General features: G+C 64.1%; 16 protein-coding genes and 1 riboswitch. All 16 genes read right to left on the bottom strand.

The features are described from left to right. Positions 1 to 38: 38 nt before the first annotated feature. On the bottom strand, positions 39 to 956 hold the full coding sequence (locus tag J3P91_RS10795) for a sugar kinase (protein ID WP_434603975.1): 918 nt from the start codon (positions 954 to 956) through the stop codon (positions 39 to 41). 137 nt (positions 957 to 1093) lie between these two features. After that, positions 1094 to 2311: an amino acid deaminase gene (locus tag J3P91_RS10790; RefSeq protein WP_434603973.1), complete on the bottom strand. Its 1218-nt coding sequence runs from the start codon at positions 2309 to 2311 to the stop codon at positions 1094 to 1096. Positions 2312 to 2340: 29 nt separating this feature from the next. Continuing rightward, positions 2341 to 3105 (bottom strand): IclR family transcriptional regulator, encoded by a 765-nt coding sequence (locus J3P91_RS10785; protein ID WP_434603971.1) that lies wholly within the window; start codon positions 3103 to 3105, stop codon positions 2341 to 2343. Between the two features lie 165 nt (positions 3106 to 3270). Beyond that, positions 3271 to 3660, bottom strand: a complete 390-nt coding sequence (locus tag J3P91_RS10780; protein ID WP_434603969.1) for a RidA family protein — start codon at positions 3658 to 3660, stop codon at positions 3271 to 3273. Between the two features lie 23 nt (positions 3661 to 3683). Further along, positions 3684 to 4472, bottom strand: a complete 789-nt coding sequence (locus J3P91_RS10775) for an amino acid ABC transporter ATP-binding protein (protein ID WP_305495315.1) — start codon at positions 4470 to 4472, stop codon at positions 3684 to 3686. Next, positions 4469 to 5131: an amino acid ABC transporter permease gene (locus J3P91_RS10770; RefSeq protein WP_434568886.1), complete on the bottom strand. Its 663-nt coding sequence runs from the start codon at positions 5129 to 5131 to the stop codon at positions 4469 to 4471. Before J3P91_RS10770 ends, J3P91_RS10775 begins: the two co-directional genes overlap by 4 nt. Before the next feature lie 9 nt (positions 5132 to 5140). Next, positions 5141 to 5803 (bottom strand): amino acid ABC transporter permease, encoded by a 663-nt coding sequence (locus J3P91_RS10765; RefSeq protein ID WP_434603967.1) that lies wholly within the window; start codon positions 5801 to 5803, stop codon positions 5141 to 5143. A gap of 54 nt (positions 5804 to 5857) precedes the next feature. Next, entirely contained in the window at positions 5858 to 6706 is an 849-nt protein-coding gene (locus J3P91_RS10760; RefSeq protein WP_434568888.1) for a transporter substrate-binding domain-containing protein, read from the bottom strand. Between the two features lie 402 nt (positions 6707 to 7108). Then, positions 7109 to 7450 carry a hypothetical protein gene (locus J3P91_RS10755; RefSeq protein WP_434603965.1) on the bottom strand — a complete coding sequence of 114 codons (342 nt, stop codon included), beginning with the start codon at positions 7448 to 7450 and terminating at the stop codon, positions 7109 to 7111. A gap of 101 nt (positions 7451 to 7551) precedes the next feature. Beyond that, entirely contained in the window at positions 7552 to 7800 is a 249-nt protein-coding gene (locus tag J3P91_RS10750; RefSeq protein WP_434603963.1) for a type II toxin-antitoxin system Phd/YefM family antitoxin, read from the bottom strand. A gap of 64 nt (positions 7801 to 7864) precedes the next feature. Continuing rightward, positions 7865 to 9511, bottom strand: a complete 1647-nt coding sequence (locus tag J3P91_RS10745) for a phospholipase D-like domain-containing protein (protein ID WP_434603961.1) — start codon at positions 9509 to 9511, stop codon at positions 7865 to 7867. A gap of 194 nt (positions 9512 to 9705) precedes the next feature. Further along, positions 9706 to 10263, bottom strand: coding sequence for a vWA domain-containing protein (locus tag J3P91_RS10740; protein WP_434603959.1), 558 nt, complete (start codon positions 10261 to 10263; stop codon positions 9706 to 9708). Between the two features lie 101 nt (positions 10264 to 10364). Further along, a complete protein-coding gene (locus tag J3P91_RS10735; RefSeq protein ID WP_434603957.1) occupies positions 10365 to 11372 on the bottom strand; it encodes an ATP-binding protein in 1008 nt (335 codons plus the stop codon). A 180-nt stretch (positions 11373 to 11552) separates the two neighbouring features. Next, entirely contained in the window at positions 11553 to 15326 is a 3774-nt protein-coding gene (cobN, locus tag J3P91_RS10730) for a cobaltochelatase subunit CobN (RefSeq protein WP_434603955.1), read from the bottom strand. A 3-nt stretch (positions 15327 to 15329) separates the two neighbouring features. Beyond that, positions 15330 to 16394, bottom strand: a complete 1065-nt coding sequence (gene cobW, locus J3P91_RS10725; RefSeq protein WP_434603953.1) for a cobalamin biosynthesis protein CobW — start codon at positions 16392 to 16394, stop codon at positions 15330 to 15332. A 99-nt stretch (positions 16395 to 16493) separates the two neighbouring features. After that, a riboswitch (cobalamin riboswitch) is annotated at positions 16494 to 16725 on the bottom strand. Positions 16726 to 16805: 80 nt separating this feature from the next. After that, the gene (locus J3P91_RS10720) at positions 16806 to 17942 is read right to left on the bottom strand and encodes a glycerate kinase (RefSeq protein ID WP_434603951.1); all 1137 of its coding nucleotides are present in this window, start codon (positions 17940 to 17942) and stop codon (positions 16806 to 16808) included. Between the last annotated feature and the right edge of the window lie 109 nt (positions 17943 to 18051).

Genomic DNA, 18051 nt, shown 5'->3' with positions numbered 1-18051 from the left:
CCAGCGGGAGCAAGCTCCCTCGCCACAGGGACGTGATGTCACTGCCGGGGAATCAACGCCCCCGGCACCTGAATCACCCGGCTCGCCAGCAAATGCCCGGCCTCGGCGGCTTCCGCCGGGCTGCCGCCGAGCAAGCGGCTCGCCAGGTAGGCGGCGCTGAACGAGTCTCCCGCCGCCGTCGTGTCCACCACCCGCTCGACCCGCAGGGCAGGCACCTCATATGACCGGCCGTCGCAACGAATCAGACAAGCCTCGGCGCCGCGCTTGAGCACCACTTCCGGTGTACCGAACTGTGCATAGGCAGCGAACACCGCCTCGCTGTCGGCATGGCCGAACAGCGCCTGTTCGTCGCCCACGGTCAACAACGCCAGCTCGACATAGGGCAGCACGCTGCGATAAGCCGCACGGGCCGCCTCGACCGAGGCCCAGAGCCTTGGCCGATAGTTGTTGTCGAACACCACCTGGGCCCCGCGCCGACGCGCCTCGACCAGCGTGTCGATGAGTTTGCGCCGGCCCTGCTCGCCAATTACCGCCAGGGTCACGCCGCTGAAATACAGCACATCGTAGTCGGCCAACGCTGCGAGAATCGGCGCGGCGGCTGGCGAGGTGAAGCAATCACGCACCGCCGCCTCGTTGCGCCAGTACAGGAAGCGGCGCTCGCCCGTCGCGTCGGTCTGGATGCAATACAGGCCCGGCAGGCGCCCGGGCAAGCGCTGGACCATGCCCAAACCAATGTTTTCGGCGGCCCAGCCCTGGCACATGGCATCGCTGAAACTGTCGTCGCCCAGCGCGGTGACGTAATCCACAGCGCCGTTGTCGCCCAAGGCCCGGGCCAGGTAGACCGCGGCGTTCAGCGTATCGCCGCCGAAGCTTTGCTGCAAGCTGCCGTCGGCGCGGTGTTGCAGTTCGATCATGCATTCGCCGATGAGGGCGATGCGGGGGATGGAGTTGCTCATGTGTCATCCTGATATTCAGCGGTGTGTTGCAGGCCGCTTTCGCGAGCAGGCTCGCTCCCACAAGTGATCGCTTGGTCACCCGCGATCCAATTGTGGGAGCGAGCCTGCTCGCGAAGGCCGCGACTCGGTCTCAACTCTTAAAAACAAGTCTCCATGCTCTCGACCACCCGCAACCCCTCATCCACCAGACACCCCACCCGCCACTTGTCGAACGTCAGGCACGGATGGGACGTGCCGAACGCAATGATGTCGCCCACCCGCAGTTCAACGCCCGGCGCCACGTTCATGAACGCATGCTGGTCCATCACCGCGGTTACCTTGCAGCCGCTGACGTCGTCCCCCGTCGCCGATTCCGAACCCGGCGTGTAGCGCTTGAGCGGCACCGGCAACCCGGCGTCGTAGGCCACGTCGCGCTTGCCCAGGGCAATCACCGCAAAGCCCGGCTCCGGCAGCGATTGCACGTGGGCCCAGACTTCCAGCGCTGGACGCAAGCCTTCGTGCAGGTCACTGCGGCGCTCCAGCACACAGCATTGCGCCTCCTTGTAGATGCCATGGTCGTGGGCCACATAACTGCCAGGTCGCAACACACTGAGGAAGCGCCCGTGGGCATTGCGCGCCTCGAAGGATTCGGCGATCAGGTCGTACCAGGCCGAACCCGAGGCGGTGATGATGGGTTTGTCGTTGGCAAACGCGCCGCTGTCCTGCAACTGCATCGCCAGCCCGACGAGGGACGCGGCGAACGCCCGGATGCCGCTGATGGCGTGATCGCCGTGGATCACCCCTTCGTAACCTTCGATACCGGTCAAGGCCAACGCCGGTTGTGCACCGATGGCCTCGGCCAGCGTAAGTACCTCGGCTTCGGTCCGGCAACCACAACGACCGCCGACCACGCCGTACTCGATCATCACGTTCAACCGTGCGCCGCGCGAAGCGAAATAAGCCCCCAGCTCGGCGACGTTGTCTGGATGATCCACCAGGCAATGGAATTCGAACGCCGGGTCGGCCAGCAGGTCGGCGATCAGCGCCATGTTCGGCCGGCCTACCAATTGATTGGCCATCAGCACCCGGCGCACGCCATGGGCGTAGGCGGCGCGGGTCTGCACTGCGGTGGCCAGGGTCAGGCCCCAGGCACCGGCCTCAAGCTGGCGACGAAACAGCGTCGGGGTCATGCTGGTCTTGCCGTGGGGCGCCAGCTCGGCGCCGCTGTCGCTGACGAACTTCTGCATCCAGCGAATGTTGTGCTCCAGCGCCTCGCGATGCAGTACCAGGGCCGGCAGGCTGACATCGCGCAGCAGATGGGCGCCCAGGGAAGCGGCGCCCTTTTCGACATCGGCGTTATTAATGGCAGAAGACATGTTCGAACTCCTCATACAGCCGCGGCTGTCTATTCGTTGATGCGACGGGCCAGGTTGTTGGCGCTCTGGATCAGCACCCGGCGGTAGTCGGCATAATTGTTCTTGGCGTCAGCCCTCGGGGCGACGATGCACAGCGTCGCGATGGCCACGCCACTGGGGTCTTTGACCGGCGCGGCGAAGCAATGCGTGAAGGTGTCGGCCACACTGTCGAAGGAGAAAAATCCATCGACGCCGGCCTGGCGGATTTCCTTGAGAAACTGCTCCAGGGGCAAGCGCTCGCCGCCCGGCAGGATGAAGTCGTCGGGGTCGATCAGGTCGACGATCTGCTGGTCGCTCAGATGCGCCAACAGCAGGCGCCCGGACGCGGTCCAGGGGATCGGCGCGTTCTCACCGATGTCCGAGGAAATGCGAAAGTGCCGCTCGCCTTCCTTCATCAGCGCGACGGTGTATTTGCGCCCGTTGAGCAGGCACATCTGCGCGGTTTCGCGGGTCTGGCGGACGATCTCCTGCAAGGCCTGGTCGGCCTCGCGGCTGAGGTCGAAATGCCGCAGGTGCGCCTGCCCGAGAAAATACAACTGCCGCCCCAGGTAGACGTGACCATCCTTGCCGACCGGCTCGAGAATGCGCCGTTCAAGCAGCGACGCCACCAGTTCGTAGACCGTGGACTTGGGGCTGCCGATGCCGCTGGCAATATCGTTCGGGCGCAGCGGCTGGCCGATTTCCTTGAGGAAATCGAGGATATCGAACGCCCGATCCAATCCCCGGGCCCGGCGTTTGATGGTGTCTTCGGTCATGTCTGCGGTTCCTGAGATCTCAATTTTCATCGGGCAAAAAAACCTTGTGGCGAGGGAGCTTGCTCCCGCTCGGCTGCGCAGCAGTCGTAAAAAATGGGCCTGCTGCGCAGGCCAGCGGGAGCAAGCTCCCTCGCCACGGAAAGTGGCCTCGCCAGAATATCGTGTTCAGGCCTTTTTCTTGTAGGCGATGCAATCGATCTCGACCTTGCAGTCAACCATCATGCTCGCCTGCACACAGGCCCGGGCCGGGGCGTGTTCGGGGCTGAAATATTCGCCGAAGACCTTGTTGAAACTCCAGAAATCGCGCGGGTCATCCAGCCAGACGCCGCAACGCACAACATCTTCCAGGCCATAGCCGGCCTCTTCGAGAATGGCGATCAGGTTCTTCATGGTCTGGTGCGTCTGCTCGACGATGCCGCCAGCGACGATCTCGCCATTCACCGCGGGCACCTGGCCGGACACGTGCAACCAGCCATCGGCCTCCACGGCGCGAGCGAAGGGCCGCGGCTGTCCGCCGCCCGCGGTGCTGCCGGTGCCATAGCGCGTAATGCTCATGAGTTACTCCTTATTGGATGGACTTAAAAACGGGTGTTCTTGAGAAATTCCGCCAGGCGCGGCGATTGAGGGCGCTCGAACAATTCCTTCGGCGGCCCCTGCTCTTCGATGCGGCCCTGGTTCATGAAAACGATCTTGTCGGAGACCTCGAAGGCAAAGCGCATTTCGTGGGTCACCAGCAGCATGGTCATGCCGTCTTCGGCCAGGCCCTTGATCACGTTCAGCACCTCGCCGACCAGCTCCGGATCCAGGGCCGAGGTCACTTCGTCGAACAACATCAGGCTGGGGTTCATCGCGATCGCCCGGGCAATCGCCACGCGCTGCTGCTGGCCGCCGGACAACTGACCGGGAAAGTGATCGCGCCGTTCCAGCAGGCCGACCCGCTGCAGCCATTTCTCGGCCAGGGCCACCGCTTCGTCCTTCGGCAGTTTTTTCACTTTGAGCAGGCCCAGGGTGACGTTCTGTAAAGCGCTCAGATGCGGGAACAGGTTGAATTGCTGGAAGGCCATCCCGGTCATGGCCCGGTGCCGGGCGATGACTTTTTCGGCGTGACGCACGCGCTTGCCGTCCACCTCGTCATAGCCGATGGACTCGCCGTCGAGCACGATCCGCCCGCCCTGGAATTCTTCGAGCATGTTGACGCAACGCAGCAGCGTGGTCTTGCCCGAGCCACTGGAGCCGATCAGCGTCACCACGTTGCCGCGCTGCATGCTCAGGTCCACGCCCTTGAGCACTTCCAGCGGGCCGTATTGTTTGCGCAGGCCGCGAATGTCCAGCAGCGGTTGCGCGTTTGAAAGGGAAACGTCAGTCATGGCAAGGCCACCCGCTTTTCAATGTGCCGCCCGAGCAATTCGATGGCGTAGTTGATGATGAAAAAGAGAAAACCGGCGAACAGGTAGAACTCCAGGGTCATGAAGGTCCGGGCGATGATCTGCTGGGTGCTGAGCAGCAGTTCGGCGACACCGATCACCGACAGCAGCGTCGAGGCCTTGACGATCTCGGTGGAGGAGTTCACCCAGGTCGGCAGGATCTGCCGCAACGCCTGGGGCAGCAGCACATAACCGAGCGATTGGAAGAATGTCAGGCCGATGGCCTGGCTCGCTTCCATTTGCCCACGCGGCAATGCCTGCAAGGCACCGCGCACGATCTCGGCCACGTGGGATCCGCAGAACAGCGTCAATCCGAGGACGCCAGCCTCGAACGCACCGATCTGCCAACCCAGGGCCGGGGCCATGTAGAAGCAGGCCAGTACCAGCACGAACACCGGCGTGCCGCGAATCAGGTCGACGTAGAAACGAAACGGCGCGCGCATCCAGACCCGGCCATAAGTCAGCGCCAACCCGGCGACGACGCCGATCAAGGTGCCCAACACAATCGCCAGGGCCGAACATTGCACGCTGGTCAGGAAACCGGCCCACAAAGTCTCCCGGGCGACCCACAACTCCTGCAACCAACTAGGGGATTGGTACATGGAACGCTCCTAACGGCGGATCGCCAGGCGCTGCTCGAAGTAACGCAGCAACATGGCAATGAGGTAACAGGCCGCGACATACAGGGCCGTGGTGACCAGCCAGGTTTCAATCACCCGGTAGCTTTCCACGTTGATCTTGCGGGCATAGTAGGTCAGCTCCGGCACGGCAATCGCCGCCGCCAGCGAGGTGTCCTTGAACAGCGAAATGAAGTTGTTGGACAACGCCGGCAGCACGTTGCGCAGCATCACCGGCACGGTGACGTAGGCCTTTACCTGCCATTCGCCCAGGCCGATCGCCAGACCTGCCTCCCGCTGCCCTTTGTGAATACTCACCAGGCCGCCACGGAACACTTCGGTGAGGTAGGCCCCGGCGTACAGCGAAAGCGTGATGACGAACGACGGCAGCTTGTCCAGGCGAATACCCAGGCTCGGCAAGGCGAAGTAGATCAGCAGGATCAGCACCAGGATCGGTGTATTGCGGATCACCGTGACATACACCGAGGCCAACAACCGCAGTGCGCGGTGCTTGCTCAACAGCGCGAACGCCAGCAGGAGGCCGATCACACAACCGATGGCGATCGACACCAGCGCGAGGGAAAGCCCCAGGCCAAGCCCCGCCAGCAGCGTGTCGAAATCGCGCCAGACGGCGGCAAAGTTCAACTGATAATTCATGGTCGGCAGTACCTTCGACGGGGCGCCCAACGCTGGCGCCCCGGGCTCACTGGGTCATTTGTATTCAACGGGGAAACCGATGGCCGGCGATGGCAGCTCGACGCCGAACCACTGCTTGAACGACGCAGCGTAGGTCGGGAATTCCACACCGGTCATCGCTTCATGCAGCGCAGTGTTGACGAAGTTCAACCAGTCCTGGTCGCCGCGCTTGACCGCGCAAGCGTAGGTTTGCGGACTCCAGGCGTAGGCCGGGCTGCGGTAGCGACCGGGGTTCTGCACCATCAGGTATTTGACCGAGGACTGGTCGGTGGCAGCGGCATCGGCACGGCCGGAGTTCACCGCCTGATACATCAGGTCGACGCTGTCGTACTGGTCGACCTTGGCCTGGGGCAGCGCCTGGTGCACCAGTTCTTCGGCGTAGACGTTCTGCAGCACCGCCACGGTGACGTCGTCGCCGGCGGCCTTGAGGTCTTCGATTTCCTTGAACTTGCTGTTGGCCGGCAGTAGCAGGCCTACACCTTCGCGGTAGTACGGCAAGGTAAATGCCACCTGTTGGGCTCGGCTGGCGGTGACCGTAATGAACTGGCAGCTCATGTCGACCTTGTCGGTCAGCAGGTTGGGAATCCGTGCATCGGAAGACTGCACCACGAACTCGACTTTTTCCGGGTCATTGAACAAACCCTTGGCGACGATCCGCGCGATATCGATATCGAACCCCTGCAACTTGCCATCCGCTCCCTGGAAGTGCCACGGCGCATTGGTGCTGCCCGTGCCCACGATCAATTTCCCGCGTTGCAGCACGCTGTCCAGCTTGCTGTCGGCCGCCTGAGCGACACCCATGGCAGCCGTCGTGGCCGCGAAGAGAAAAACACACGCTTTGAACAAGGAAGGTCGGCATTGCATGGCAAGCACTCCAGGATGAGTTTATTCCGCTATACCGGAACATAGTATATAACAACGGAATAGACAGCAGAAAGTGTGCCACAGGCTTGATGTGCATGGGTGGGAAAAATGGAATGTGAGGAAAATCAGCGAGATGGAAAAATACAACGCCAGAGGGCACCCCGGCGGGTCGCTGCGTGGTTGCTACCGTTGGCCACGGATGCGGGTAGCGAGGCCCCAAATCGGTGCCGCTGCGGGGATCAGTACACCTGCCGCACCGAAACGGAGTGATTCCGGGATGGGTGGGTAGCCCCTCTCCTGTGGGAGCGAGATTGCTCGCGATGGCGGTGTTTCAGCCGATAACGATGCCGGCCGACCTGACGCTATCGCGAGCAAGCTCGCTCCCACATAGGGCTTGCGGTGCTATTTACGCTTGTAACTCTTGCTGCCACCGGGTGTGAGGCAGTAGACCCCGCCCCGGGGACCTACGCAATAATTGCCGCTGCCGCATTGGCAGCCGTCTGATGACTTGAGCAGCGATTGCGGGCGAGCCTCATTGCGAAGCCCCAGCACAGCGGAACAGGACCTTTTCGAAGCACTGATGGAGCCGTCGTTGCACAGGAACGTATCGCCGTCACATCCGGCAATGCCGCCCTTGCGTCCGGAACACGGCTGGTTGGCAGCGATGGCCGAAGTGCCCAGGGCCAACAACAGGACCGCGACACCGGTGCGAAGCAGAAAGAACTTTCCGTGACAGAGCTTCATGACAGCTTCCAGGCTGATAGATGGCCCTATGCTAGCACTGGAGTCGTTCCCCGCCTACCGCCGCAAATTGCCTGTTTCATGCGTTATCAAAAAACTCCAACTCATAAGTCATCGAGAGAAACCTTGATCGTCGGATCATTCTCCCGCTCGCGGCAAAGGGCAACCAGCTCGATGTCCTCAAGCCGCTCCATCATGGCTTCATACTCTTTGGCAGGGACACAGTAAAAAGCCGGCTCGTTACGGTTGAGGATCGCTACAGATAGTCCTCCGCCTGCAGCAACGGTGCCCATGGGGTTTTTCTTGAGTTCGGAGATGCTGGCTACCACTTGAGAAAGCACGATATGGGTCATGAGATATCCTCGAGCACTTTTAATGGTGCTAAAAATAGCACTCCAAACCGGCTCTCGCTACTGCTCAACGCCCGCAAAACCTCACCCTGGACAGCATTCGCAAATCCCCCTCGCGGTAATAGTCGTCGCTCCAGCTGTCATCCACCGCCAGCGGCTTGACCTGCTTGAGGGCGAGTTTTTTCGCGAAGTAGCGAAAGCGGTAATGCTCGTAGAAACGCAGCAGTTCGAGCCCGTAGCGGTCGGCCAGGTCGGTGTCGCCCTGGATGACGAGGTAGTTCTCGTCGTTGCCGTTGCTCGCCGCGATGCTGAGATTATGGCTGCCGCTGATGATGGTCGGCGCATCGCTGGTGAAATCGGTGACCACCGCTTTGGTATGCACCAGCAGGTTGCCTTTCTGGCCTTTCATGTTTTCCCTGAGCCAACCTTCCAGGCCAGTATTGAGCAGCGCGGTGGCGGCGAATTCGGCGGTGCGGTCGGCGTGAAAACCGCTGATGCGGCTGGTGGTATTTTGCAGGCCGTAGCGCAGCACGTCGTCATTGGGCTGGCCGAGCAAGGCATCGAGGATCCGGTCGGGCAAGGCAAACGCCGTGACGAACAGCAGGTCCTTGCGCGCACCGTCGATGATGTCGACGAAGCGATCCAGATCGCCCTGCCCGGTACGCGGCGAGAAACCGGCGAACAGTTTCTCGTCTGCATCCATGGGGTTGTTACGGGTCAGCCATTGGCGCGTGGCATCGACATCCTCCGGCGTGGCCCAGATCTGCTCGAAGACCTGAAGGTAACTGGCGCTGATGCGCGGGTCGTCCAGCACATGAATGACATTGGCCTGGCGGTAGATGCCATTGGCGGTGAAGTTGGTGCTGCCGCACAGCACCGCCTCGGGTTTCAGCGACGCGTTGCCTTCGACTTTGCTCAGCACGATGAACTTGTCGTGGAAGATATTGTGGGTGACCCGCCCACGCTTGTTCGCCGCTGGCAGTTTTTCCAGGCTGGCTTCGTTGCGCAGCGTACCGTCATCCCCCGGTTCGGCGTGGTACAGCACCCTGACCCGTGCACCACGGGCATGGGCAGCGTTCACCGCATCGACGATCACCGGTAATTCGTACTCATAAATGGCGACGTCCAGCGCCCAGTTGGCATCGAGCGCCCGATCGATGAAGCCGGTCAGGCGTCCCAGCAAGCCGTTTTCCAGCCAGCGCCGCGGCGCGTCGGGCCAGTCGTCGATGGACAGGTTCTTGTTGGCATCAATGAGTGCGTCCAGTTCGGGAAACTTGCGCTGAAACGCCTGGCTGGCGGCCACCGCGCGATTGAAGATGACCCGCTGGTTGGCCGGCTGGCCGTCATCACTGGTGACGCTCACTTCGAGGGATTCGCCCAGTTGCGGCGCATCGGCGTTGCCGTAGGCCAGGTGCACGCGGTAATGAATCGTCACGCCAGGGTTGACGGCGTAATCGGCCCAGCGAAATTTCTGCAAGGGCGCCTTGTCGCTGGGCGTGGCATGGAACTGGGGAAAGGTGTGCGCCTTGTCGGGGAACGTCAGGCTGTTGAACAGGAACAGCCAGGGCTTGGCGCCCTGCTGTTTCTCGATGGCAAAACCCAGCAGCCCCTTGCGCCGGGGCTCGGCCAGGTCCATGGCGAGCAACACGCCGTTGGTGCCGGCATAGGCCTTGACCCGGAAATCGTCCTTCGCGTTGGTGACGAGTACGCGCATGATTCACTCCTGTGGAGACTGCCTGAGCATAGAGCAGTGATGCGGTTCAAGTGGCAGATCCGGAATAGAGGCGATGCTATCGCGAGCAAGCTCGCTCCCACATTGGTTTCGCTGTGGGCACATAACCAATGCAAACCCCGTCACCTTGTGGGAGCGAGCTTGCTCGCGATAGGGCCCTGACAGTCACAGAGTATTCAAAGCGCTTCATCGATATGCCGATACTCAGCCCCCAACTGCTCCGCCAGTTGCCGCGCCCGGCCCAGGCGAATCGGGCCGCGCTCGATGTCGATCAGCAGGCACGGGCATTCGAGAGGCGGCACGCCCAGCCCGTCCTTGACTCGTCCATCGGTCATCAGCAACACCCGCTGCTGCTCCGCCGGATAGCGCTTGCGCCGGACCATGAGCCAGCGCTGTGCCTCGTCCAGCGCCGCCAGCAACGGCGTGCCGCCGCCGGCGCCCAGCGCGTCGAGCCAAGCGCCAAGGCCAGTAGAGGCCTTGAGCCCCTGCACTTGCCACCTCGGCGCGGCGCCGCTGGCGGTCAACAGCGCCAACCGCGCACGTTGTCGGTAGGCGTCATCGAACAGTTGGGCCAGCAGGCCCTTGCCGTCACTCAGGGCGCGATGGCGGCGGGTCGAGGCCGACGCATCGACGATCACCAGCCACAGCTCATGGGCTGAACGCTGCCGCCATTTGAAACGCAAATCCGCCAGCAGGCGTGGACGTCCCTTGAGCAACGTGCCCGGCCAATCCACTGCGCCGCTGGCGGCCGCTTTGCCGTGGCCTTGGCGGCCCTGGTCGAGCCGTCCCGGACGGGGTCTGGCATTCGCCCCCGCGGACGACCGGGGGCGAATGCCTAGGGCTTTTTTGGCCAGCTCGGCACGTCACGCCGGGCACCGCTCGGCAGCGCCCGGGCCGGCAGGTCACCCCATTGGCCCTGGCCTTCGCCGGACTCGCTCGCTTCATTCGGGCGCAGCAGCGGTGCCTGGGACGGCGCGGGCGCCTGGGTCGCCGGGTCGCGGCGCCGATGGCGCAAGGCAAACTCGGCGACGGCGTCGATGTCTTCGGCCGCGATGGCGGCCGCGCCACGCCAGGCAGCATGAGCACGGGCGGCCCGCAACCAGACGAGGTCGGCGCGCAAGCCATCGACCCCAGCGGCGAAGCAACGCTCGGTAATCTGCTCCAGCGCCATGTCATCCAATGGGATCCCGGCCAACCGCGCGCGCGCCTGTTGGCAGCGTTCACGCAACTGTCGTTGGGCGGTTTCCCACTCGGCGCAGAACGCCGCCGGATCGCTGTCGAAATCCAGCCGCCGCCGAATGATCTGCCCGCGCTCGGCAGGCGCCGTGTGACCATCAAGCGCCACGTTCAGGCCGAAACGATCGAGCAATTGCGGACGCAGTTCGCCCTCTTCCGGGTTCATGGTGCCGATCAGCACGAAACGCGCCGGATGCCGGTGGGAAATGCCGTCGCGCTCGATCAGGTTGGTGCCGCTGGCGGCGACGTCCAATAGCAGGTCCACCAGGTGATCCGGCAACAGGTTCACCTCATCGACATACAGCACGCCACCGTCGGCCTTGGCCAGCACGCCGGGGGAAAATTGCGCGCGCCCTTCCCCAAGTGCGGCATTCAGGTCGAGAGTGCCCACCAGCCGCTCTTCGGTGGCGCCCAGTGGCAAGGTCACGAACTGACCGCTTGCCAGCAGATCCGCCAGGCCCCGGGCCAGCGTGGACTTGGCCATCCCCCGTGGACCTTCGATCAGCACACCGCCGATCTTCGGATCGATCGCCGCCAGGCACAGGGCCAGTTTCAGCGCATCGGCGCCGACCACGGCGGAGAGGGGAAAATGGGCGGTGTCGGTCATATTGAATGTCTCATGAATGTAAGAACGTCCCCCGTGGCGAGGGAGCTTGCTCCCGCTGGGCTGCGCAGCAGCCCCGACAACCTGAGGTCTCGGCGTTTTTCTGGATGACGGATGACGGCTGCTGCGCAGCCGAGCGGGAGCAAGCTCCCTCGCCACAAAAGCCCGGCAGTCATCGGCAAATCAGCCATCCTCTTCGATATCCAGCAACAGATTCTCCAGCGCCTCGCGATAGTCGCCCGGTTCCTGCCACATCCCCCGCTGCTGGGCTTCGAGCATTCGCTCGGTCATGTCCCGCAGGGCGTCGGGGTTGTGCTGGCGGACGAAGTCCCGGGTATCCGGATCGAGGAGGTAGGCATCGGCCAGCAAGGCGTACTGGTGATCATCGATCAACTGCGTGGTAGCGTCGAAGGCAAACAGGTTGTCCACCGTCGCCGCCAGTTCGAACGCGCCCTTGTAACCATGGCGCTTGACGCCGTCGATCCACTTCGGATTGGCCGCGCGGGAGCGGATGACCCGGTTGAGTTCTTCTTTCAGGGTGCGGATTTTCGGCAAATCCGGCTGGCTGTGATCGCCGTGGTAACTGGCCGCGGCTTCGCCACTCAGGGTTTCGACGGCGGCGAGCATGCCGCCCTGGAACTGGTAGTAATCATTGGAATCGAGCAGGTCGTGCTCGCGGTTGTCCTGGTTCTGCAACACCGCTTGCACCTGACTCAGGCGCCGGCTGAACTGAGCCCGCGCGGCGGTGCCTTCATCACTGGCGCCGTAGGCGTAGCCGCCCCAGTTGAGGTACACCTCGGCGAGGTCTTCGCGGCTCTGCCAGAGACCCCCGTCGATCGCCCCCTGCACGCCCGCGCCATAAGCACCGGGCTTGGCGCCGAAGATCCGCCAGCCGGCCTGGCGCGTCGCGTCTTCCAAGGGCAGTCCGGTTTGCCGCAAGGCTTCGCGTTCGCTGCGAACTTTCGCCGCCAGCGGGTTCATGTCGTCCGGCTCATCGAGGGCCGCAACGGCCTGCACCGCCGCATCGAACAGGCGGATCAGGTTGGCGAAGGCGTCCCGGAAGAACCCCGAGACCCGCAGCGTCACATCGACCCGGGGCCGGTCCAGCAGGCTCAACGGCAGGATTTCGAAATCGTCGACGCGCTGGCTGCCCGTGGCCCACACCGGGCGCACGCCCATCAGCGCCATGGCCTGGGCAATGTCATCGCCACCGGTGCGCATGGTCGCGGTGCCCCACACCGACAGACCGAGCTGGCGCAGGTGATCGCCATGGTCCTGCAAGTGCCGTTCGAGGATCAGGTTGGCCGATTGGAAGCCGATGCGCCACGCCGTGGTGGTGGGCAGGTTGCGCACGTCGACGGAGAAAAAATTGCGTCCGGTGGGCAGCACATCCAGGCGTCCACGACTCGGCGCACCGCTGGGGCCGGCCGGCACGAAGCGCCCGCCCAGTGCATCAAGCAAGCCGCGCATTTCCGCCGGACCACAGGCGTCCAGGCGCGGCGCGACGACGCAGCGCAGGTGTTCGATGATGCAGCCCACCGCGTCCCAGCCCGGCGCGTCGAGCTGCTTGACCGGACCTTCCAGGGCCTGTTCGATCAACCGCGCGGCGAACAGCTCCAGGCGCTCGCGGGTGTCGCCGACGCTGCGCCAAGGCTCGGCGCTGACCTCGCCGAGGGCCTCGGGTCGCGTCCCGGTCCAAGGCTCGGCCAAGGCACAATCGAGCGGATCGAACCCCAGCCCGAACGCCTTCGCCAGGGCCCGCAACAGGCTCGACTGCGCACCCTTGCCATCGCCACGGGGAATACGCAGCAACGCCAGCAAGGTGTCGATACGCAACCGTCCGCCAGGCGACTCGCCGAAGATATGCAAGCCGTCGCGAATCTGCGATTCCTTCAGGTCGCACAGGTAGGTGTCCAGGCGTGGCAGCCAGATTGCCGCGTCGGCGTCGCTGTCGAGAGCGGCGTCGAGTTGCAGTTCGCGGTCGATGTGGGTCTCGCGCACCAGGTTGAGAATATCCCGTTGCAGCTCCCGGGCGCGGCGCGGGTCGAGCAGTTGCGCCTCGTAGTATTCGTCCGCGAGCAGTTCGAGGTTACGCAGCGGCCCGTAGGTTTCGGCCCGGGTCAGCGGCGGCATCAAGTGATCGATGATCACCGCCTGGGTGCGTCGCTTGGCCTGGGCGCCCTCGCCCGGGTCATTGACGATGAACGGGTAGATGTTCGGCAGCGGTCCGAGCAGCGCATCCGGCCAGCAGCTTTCCGAGAGCCCGACGCCCTTGCCCGGCAGCCATTCGAGGTTGCCGTGCTTACCGACGTGAATCACTGCATGGGCGCCGTAGGTGTGGCGCAACCAGAAGTAGAACGCCAGGTAACCGTGGGGCGGCACCAAGTCCGGGTCGTGGTAGACCGCGCTCGGGTCGACTTGATAACCGCGCGCCGGCTGGATACCGACGAACGTCAGACCAAGGCGCAAGCCGGCGATCATCAATCGGCCGTCGCGGAACATCGGGTCCTGCTCGGGCGCGCCCCAACGGGCCAATACCGCGTCGCGGTTGGCCTCGGGTAGCGCGTCGAACATGGCTTGATAGGCGTCCAGGGCCAGGCTTTGATGACACGGTCGCAAATCCAGGCTGTCGAGATCGTTGCTGACGCCGCCGAGCAATTGCTGGATCAACGCGGTGCCGCTGGCCGGCAGCTCGGCCGACAGCGGATAGCCCTCGGCCTGCAGGGCGCGGAGGATATTCAGCGCCGCCGCCGGCGTGTCCAGGCCGACACCGTTGCCGATGCGCCCATCGCGAGTCGGGTAATTGGCGAGGATCAGCGCCACGCGCTTTCCGCGGTTGGGCAGACGCGCCAGCGCCGTCCAGCGCCGGGCCAGCTCGGCAACGAAATCCATACGCTCGGGCACCGCCCGGTAGCAGACCACATCGCTCTGGCTGCGCTCGCTGCGCCAGGCCAGGTCCTTGAAACTGATGGGCCGGCTGATGATCCGTCCATCCAGTTCCGGCAGGGCGATGTGCATCGCCAGGTCGCGTGGCCCCAGGCCTTGTTCGCTGGCGCGCCAGCCGGGCTCATTGTCCTGCGCGCAGATCGCCTGGATCACCGGGATGTCGCGGCGAAACGGCCGCAGATGCGGTGCTTCAGGGCTGGATTGGGCGAAGCCGGTGGTGTTTAGAATCACCCCCGCCCCTGCCTCGTCCAGCCAATCTTCCACCTGTGCCAGGCAACCGGGTTCCTTGAGACTCGCCACGGCAATCGGCAGCGGATTGAGCCCCGCCGTTTGCAGGCGCTGGCAGAATACGTCGATGAAAGCAGTGTTCGCCGCTTGCAGGTGTGAGCGATAGAACAACACCGCCGCCACCGGCTCGTCGGCGCGCCAGTCGGCTTGCCAAAGATCGAGGGTCGCGTGGGTGTGTTCGGGGTGGTAGATCGCTGTGCGCGGCAAGGGCTGCGGTTCGGCCCACGGATAATCGCGCCCAAACCATTGGCTGCCCAGGTGATGGAACAGGTTCAGGGCATTGGCCAATCCGCCTTGGCGCAAGAACTGCCAGAGCCGGTCGCGATCCTCCAACGCCACGTTGCTCAGGTCGCTGAGCTCCGGGTCGGGGCGATCATCCCCCGGCACCAGGATCAGCTTCACGCCGCGCGCGGCCAGTTCCATCAGGCGCTCGATGCCGTAGCGCCAATAGCCGATGCCACCGTGCAGCGACAACAGGATGACCTTGGCGTGGCGCAGTACGTCGTCGACATACAGGTCCACCGACGCGTGGTTCTGCACCTGCATCGGGTTGGCGAGGCGAAACTGCGGGTAGTCGTCCGGCAATTGCCGCGCCGCTTCGGCCAGCAGCGCCAGGCTGGAATCGCCGCTGCACAGGATCACCAGCTCGGCGGGGGTTTGTCCGAGGTCGGCGATGTTGTCATCCGACACAAAACCGCCGGGCTGGGTCCTGAGCAGGTGCATGGCTTAGACGCTGAGGGCGGCGCGCAGCTGCGCTTCAAGCATCCCGGCATCCAGCGCCTGGCCGATCAGCACCAGCCGCGTCACCCGTGCTTCGTCGGCGCCCCACTGGCGGTCGAAATGCTTGTCGAAGCGCGTGCCGACGCCCTGGATCAACAAGCGCATCGGCTTGTTCGGGATCGCCGCGAAACCCTTGACCCGCAGCACGTCATGCTGGATCACCAGTTGCGTCAGCGCGTCCAGCAGCAGGCTTTCATCGGCCTGGGGCAGTTCGAGGGAGATCGAGTCGAAGGCGTCATGATCGTGGTCGTCATCATCACCGTCATGGTGATGGTCGTGGTGGCTGTGGCGGCTGTCGATGTGCTCTTCGGAGCCGGCGCCCAGGCCGATCAGTACGTCCAGCGGCAGGCGACCGCTGCTGGCTTCGATGACCTTGACCGCTGGCGGCAATTCTTCGGCGACTTCCAGGCGGACTTTTGCCAGGTCCTCAGGGCTGATCAGGTCGGCCTTGTTGAGGATCACCAGGTCGGCGCTCGCCAGTTGATCGGCGAACAGCTCGTGCAGCGGCGATTCGTGATCCAGGTTCGGGTCCAGTTTGCGCTGGGCATCGACCTGGTCGGGGAACGCGGCAAAAGTACCGGCGGCCACGGCCGGGCTGTCGACCACGGTAATCACCGCATCGACCGTGCAGGCGCTGCGGATTTCCGGCCACTGGAAGGCCTGGACCAAGGGCTTGGGCAGGGCCAGGCCAGAGGTTTCGATGAGGATGTGGTCGAGGTCGCCGCGACGGGCCACCAGTTCGCGCATCACCGGGAAAAACTCTTCCTGCACGGTGCAGCACAGGCAACCGTTGGCCAATTCGTAGACCCGGCCGTTGGCTTCTTCTTCGGTGCAACCGATGGAGCACTGCTTGAGAATCTCACCGTCGATACCGAGCTCGCCGAATTCGTTGACGATCACCGCGATGCGCCGGCCCTGGGCGTTATCGAGCATGTGCCGCAGCAAGGTGGTCTTACCCGAGCCGAGGAAACCGGTGACGATGGTGACGGGGAGTTTGGCCAGTGTTTTCATCGGATGCCCTTTGGCAAGGTGGCGGGCAAACGGGACGACAACCGCTGGCACAGACGCGCGCGGAAGATTTCGCCACCGGATCACCCCGCCCGGTTGTAGTGAGAATCTGTTGTCGAGGCAGGTCTCCTGGCTGACGGCGGGCCGGTCCACGCTTCATACAAAGCCTGGACCGACAATTTGCTGCGCCTTCCCGTGCACCCGTTGAAAAAGGGCATGCACAGTGGCCTTGCAGAAACAGCACCGTTCACAGTTGCGGGGGCAGCCGCGGCTTGGACCGCGTTCCCTTCTTAGCTTCGGCGTACGCCAAAGAACCTCGAAGGCGCAAGGCTACGCAGGGTGCGCGGGCGGGTCAATGTCCCTGAGGCAAACTCCGCGGGCCGGTGCCTTATCGTCGGCACCGGCACGGCCGATCTAGCGGGCCGCCACGCGCCAGAGCCGGGCGATGTCCCGCGCGCGCTCGGCCAACAGGCGTGGCGCATCGGTGCAGGCTTCTTGCAGCGTCATTGGCCCGTTCGCCAGGGCAAAGGCGGCATCGATGCCATGCTCATACAGCGCCTGGTAACCCTCCCCCAACGTGCCGGCAATGACTATCACCGGTACACCTTGGCGCCGGGCAATGCGGGCCACGCCAAAAGGCGTCTTGCCGCGCAGGGTCTGCGCATCGAAACGGCCTTCGCCGGTGATGACCAGATCGGCCCCGTTGATCGCCTCGGCCAGGCCGGTCAATTGCGCAACGACTTCGACGCCGGTGCGAAACCGGGCCTGGAGAAAGGCCTTGGCGGCGAATCCCAGGCCTCCGGCGGCGCCACTGCCCGGTTCGTCGCGCACGTCCCGGTGCAACGCCTGGGCGCAGTGTTCGGCGAAATGCCCCAGCGCGCGATCCAGTTGCTGCACCTGCTCGGCAGAAGCTCCCTTCTGCGGGCCGAACACCGCTGAAGCGCCGTGGGGCCCGCACAAGGGGTTATCGACGTCGGCGGCGATCTCGAAACGCACCCCGGCCAGGCGCGGGTCCAACTCGCTAAGGTCAATGCGCGCCAGTTTGCCCAGGGCCACGCCGCCGGGCGGCAGCGATTGGCCCTGTGCGTCCAGCAGCGCCACGCCCAGAGCCTGCATCGCCCCGGCTCCGCCGTCGTTGGTGGCACTGCCGCCGATCGCCAGGATCACGCGCCGGGCACCCTCATCGAGGGCGGCGCGAATCAGTTCGCCGGTGCCGAAGGTGCTGCTGGAGCACGCGTCACGCTGTCCCGGCGGCACCAGTTGCAGGCCGCTGGCCTCAGCCATCTCGATGATCGCGGTGCCGCTGTCGGGCAGCCAGCCCCAGCGGGCCTCGACAGCGGCGCCCAAGGGCCCGCGAACCAGGGTGCGACGCCACTGGCCGTTGCACGCCGCCAGCACCGACTCCACCGTCCCTTCCCCGCCGTCGGCCATTGGGCATTTGATCAACTGCGCATCCGGCCAGACCTCAGCCAACCCCTGGGCAATCGCGTCCGCCACGCCCTGGGCGCTGAGACTGTCCTTGAACGAGTCGGGGGCGATGATTATTTTCATTTTTGTTCTCCGGTTCCGATGCACAGCATGCTGCCAGCTGACCGCAGCCCTGACGCCGGTCCGCCGCACAAAACTCCTTGGGCATTATTGGTCAATTTCACAAAAATGG

The organism is Pseudomonas sp. Z4-7, assembly GCF_051131965.1.
Classification (GTDB): domain Bacteria; phylum Pseudomonadota; class Gammaproteobacteria; order Pseudomonadales; family Pseudomonadaceae; genus Aquipseudomonas.
The sequence above is the reverse complement of the archived record's forward strand: the minus strand, read 5'-3'. Positions and strand labels throughout refer to the sequence as shown.